Annotated in this window: 3 protein-coding genes; 2 read left to right on the top strand and 1 reads right to left on the bottom strand. The window is 45.2% G+C overall.

Annotated elements, in window-relative coordinates; all coding sequences use genetic code 11:
- Positions 1-293 precede the first annotated feature (293 nt).
- Complete coding sequence (gene ypfJ, locus IQ229_RS15330) at positions 294-1,151, top strand: KPN_02809 family neutral zinc metallopeptidase (RefSeq protein ID WP_194045031.1); 858 nt, start codon at positions 294-296, stop codon at positions 1,149-1,151.
- A gap of 272 nt (positions 1,152-1,423) precedes the next feature.
- Here the strand turns inward: ypfJ and IQ229_RS15325 are convergent, their stop codons facing one another.
- A complete protein-coding gene (locus tag IQ229_RS15325; protein WP_194045030.1) occupies positions 1,424-1,720 on the bottom strand; it encodes a DUF3288 family protein in 297 nt (98 codons plus the stop codon).
- A gap of 308 nt (positions 1,721-2,028) precedes the next feature.
- Between IQ229_RS15325 and IQ229_RS15320 the strand changes: the two genes are divergently transcribed.
- On the top strand, positions 2,029-4,290 hold a 2,262-nt coding region (locus tag IQ229_RS15320), incomplete at its 3' end, for an ATP-dependent Clp protease ATP-binding subunit (protein WP_194045032.1).

Genomic DNA, 4,290 nt, shown 5'->3' with positions numbered 1-4,290 from the left:
TTTAAATTCTCACAGCTTGGTCATGGAATGCAAATTACGTCTTTGAAATTCCGCTTCCGTCCTGACTGTGGTGTTTTTTATAACGAGTCCAGGAATTCTGTGTGATTTGATGGATAACCTGTTTAACAAAACCTTTCTAAAGGCTGACTGTCCTTTATTTATAGTTTGTCCGTAGGCAGAAGAGATCGATACATAGAATAAGTAATATTCATTTGTATAGCTAAAAGGCTTGTGTAGATTTCATCCTACCTAGTTCAAGCCGTATTTTTTTATGAGTTTGGTAAGCAGTAATTATGCGTTGGCAAATAGGTCGTCGGAGTACAAATGTTGAAGATCGGCGTGGGATGAAGATTTCCGCTCCTGTCGTGGGTGGAGGTGTAGGAGCAGCGCTCATATCGCTACTAGTTTTACTATTGGGTGGAGATCCCAGTGCCCTTTGGCAACAAGATTCGCCACCAAGTGATAGCCCGATAGCTGAGTCACCTCAAACAACAGGATCTCAAACTCAAGATCAAATGGCGGATTTTGTATCTGTTGTACTGGCTGATACAGAAGATACATGGAGTGAGTTGTTTCGGCAAGATGGAGAAAGTTATGTAGAACCAAAGTTAGTTCTTTACTCAGGAGCGGTGGAGTCTGCTTGTGGATTTGCACGTTCAGCAGTTGGGCCGTTTTATTGTCCGCGCGATCAAAAGGTGTATATTGACTTGAGTTTTTACCGCGATTTGAAGACTCAATATCAGGCACCGGGAGATTTTGCTCAAGCATACGTGATTGCTCATGAAATTGGACATCATGTCCAAAATCTACTGGGGATTTCGCAGCAAGTTCAAACCTTGCAGAGCCAAGTGAGTCAAACACAAGCAAATCAGCTTTCTGTGCGATTAGAATTACAAGCAGATTGTTTTGCAGGCGTTTGGGCAAATCATGCTCAACGCTCACGGCAAATTCTGGAAACAGGTGATATTGAAGAAGCATTGAACGCAGCTAGCAGTATTGGAGATGACCGCTTGCAAAAACAAGCTAGAGGCTATGCTGTGCCAGAATCTTTTACACATGGTAGTTCCGCCCAAAGGGTTCGTTGGTTTAAACAAGGTATCCAAACGGGCGATCCTCAGAAATGTAATACTTTTGCTAAGACAAATTCTTAACATAGAGCAGAATTCAGAATTCAGGCAAGAGTAAAATACGCTTTATATTTGGGCAAACAAACTTGAAATCTGCTGTATTTCAAGTTTTACGATTCTCTGGCAGCTATCGAGCTTTATTGGCAAAACTTTCCCGATCGCGGAGCAGAAAGTGAGGAAGCGATCGCCACAATCGATTTAGACTATTTCCAAGAAGACTTGTCTAAACTCATCTCGTTCTGGAAACGAGGTAGCGATCGCAAAATTCCCAATGCCCAATGCCCAATGCCCTATAACTAATTCCAATCCTGTTCGTCTTTCTTGCCACGGCTTTTGTAAATTCCACCCAAATCGTGAATTTGACGAGTTTTCTCAAAAAGCTCGGCTTCGGTCAAACCCCACTGTTGCAAGACTTTATCTAGGTCTTTTTGGATGTCTCTCGCCCCTGGAAACCCTTGATAGCGCATTCGCAGTCTAGCTAATTCTGCTAAGTTATAGTCTGTCGCCTCTTGAGAGAGTAAAATATCAATAAGGGGGCGATCGCGGTTATAAAGTGGATGTTGTTGATCTTTACCGGCCGTTGCTTCAGTCATTGTCAGTCCTGAGTTTAGAGTGCTAAGTCCTGAGTTTTAAGTTTAGCTGACAGTGGAAAACAGAACAGACAAAAGAAAATTGTCAAATACCGAAAGTTTAACTGTCAACTTTGCCACTTCTGACTTTCCCCGTACTCCACTCAGCACTTTTAGTAGACGGCAAGTACACCTGATGTCTTACGGCTCTCACCACTGCCACTTAACTTTAAATAAAGTTACATTAGTCCTTAAGAAAATACAAAAAACTTTAGATGAGGGTGAATTTTATCTCACCCAAAGTCCAAGCAGCGAGGGAGCAAGAACCCATTATGTTTGAACACTTCACTTCCGAAGCCATTAGAGTAATTATGTTAGCTCAGGAGGAAGCCCGTCGCCTGGGACACAACTTTGTAGGAACAGAACAAATTCTCCTGGGTTTAATGGGAGAAGGAACTGGGGTTGCTGCTAAAGTGCTGGCGGAATTAGGCGTTACCCTCAAAGATGCACGTCGCGAGGTAGAAAAAATTATTGGTAGGGGTTCTGGCTTTGTACCACCAGAAATTCCTTTTACTCCTAAAGTAAAAAGCCTCTTCGAGCAATCGTTTAAAGAAGCTCATAGTTTGGGACAGAATTACATCAACACTGAACACTTACTCTTAGGATTAACCGAGGCTGGTGAAGGTGTCGCCGCCAAAGTACTGCAAAATCTAGGAGTTGACTTCAAGAGTGTCCGCAGTGCCATAGTTCGCCGTTTGGGTGAAAATGCACCGGCTTTTGCTGGTAGTGGTAGTCAGAAGCGCACCCAACCGCTAACAATGGAAGAGTTTGGCAGAAATTTGACCAAATTAGCCCAAGAAGGCAGACTCGACCCCGTAGTTGGTCGCCAGAAGGAAATTGAGCGGGCGATCCAAATTCTCGGTCGCCGGACTAAGAATAATCCGGTGTTGATTGGAGAACCAGGAGTTGGTAAAACTGCGATCGCAGAAGGTCTAGCTCAACGTATTATCAATCAGGATGTTCCTGAAAGCTTACAAGACAAGCAAGTTATCAGCCTCGATATGGGGTCGTTGGTAGCTGGAACTCGCTTCCGTGGCGATTTTGAAGAACGCATCAAAAAAGTCGTAGAAGAAGTCCGCACTGTGGGCAATATCATCTTGGTGATTGATGAGATTCACACCTTGGTTGGCGCTGGTGGTACAGAAGGTGGCTTGGATGCAGCCAACATCCTTAAACCTGCCTTAGCACGAGGTGAACTCCAGTGCATCGGCGCAACTACTCTCGATGAGTATCGGAAGCACATTGAGCGTGATGCTGCCCTAGAGCGTCGTTTCCAACCGATTCAGGTGGGGGAACCATCGGTAGAGGAAACCGTACAAATTCTCTACGGTTTGCGCGGTGCTTATGAGCAGCACCACAAAGTCACAATTTTGGATTCGGCACTTGTCGCAGCGGCAGAATTATCAGACCGCTATATTAGCGATCGCTTCTTGCCAGATAAGGCAATAGACTTGATTGATGAAGCTGGTTCTCGCGTTCGTTTGCGGAACTCCCAAAGTTCTCCCAATAAAGAACTTAAGCGGGAACTCGCTGGCGTTACCAAAGAAAAAGAAGCAGCAGTCAGAGTCCAAGATTTTGACAAAGCTACAGAACTGCGCGGCCAAGAGTTAAAACTCGCAGAACAACTGCAAGCAACGTTTACACCAAACGAGCAACCTGTCAATTCAACTGTAGTTGACGAAGAAGACATCGCTCAAATCGTTGCCTCTTGGACTGGCGTACCAGTTAATAAGCTCACTGAATCTGAGTCAGAGTTGCTTTTACACCTAGAAGACACTCTGCATCAGCGGCTCATCGGTCAAGAGCAAGCAGTCACGGCTGTAGCTCGCGGTATCCGTCGCGCCCGCGTTGGTTTGAAAAATCCCAATCGTCCTATTGCTAGCTTTATCTTCTCTGGTCCCACTGGCGTTGGTAAAACAGAATTGGCGAAGGCACTAGCTTCCTACTTCTTCGGTGCGGAAGACTCGATGATTCGGCTAGATATGTCCGAATACATGGAAAGCCACACCGTCGCCAAGCTAATTGGTTCGCCTCCCGGTTATGTCGGATACGACGAAGGCGGACAGCTTACAGAAGCCGTGCGGCGGAAACCTTACACAGTGCTGCTATTCGACGAAATCGAAAAAGCACACCCCGATGTATTCAATATGCTGCTGCAACTCTTGGATGACGGTCATCTTACCGATGCCAAAGGTCGGAAAGTAGACTTCAAGAACACGTTGATCATATTGACTTCCAACATCGGTTCCAAGGTGATTGAAAAAGGCGGTAGTGGTTTAGGCTTTGACTTCGACACTCAAGCCGACGCTAGTTATAACCGTATCCGCACCTTGGTAAATGAGGAATTGAAAGCTTACTTCCGTCCTGAGTTCCTTAACCGTCTTGATGAGATTATCGTCTTCACCCAGCTTTCTAAGGATGAAGTTAAGCAAATCGCCGAAATTATGCTCCGCGATGTTGCTAGCCGCTTGACAGAAAAGGGAATTATCTTAGAAGTTAGCGATCGCTTCAAAGAGCTTGTGGTACAAGAAGGT

This window comes from Nostoc cf. edaphicum LEGE 07299 (assembly GCF_015207245.1).
Lineage (GTDB): Bacteria > Cyanobacteriota > Cyanobacteriia > Cyanobacteriales > Nostocaceae > Nostoc > Nostoc edaphicum_B.
Note: the sequence above shows the minus strand (reverse complement) of the source record. Positions and strands in the feature narration are given on the sequence as shown.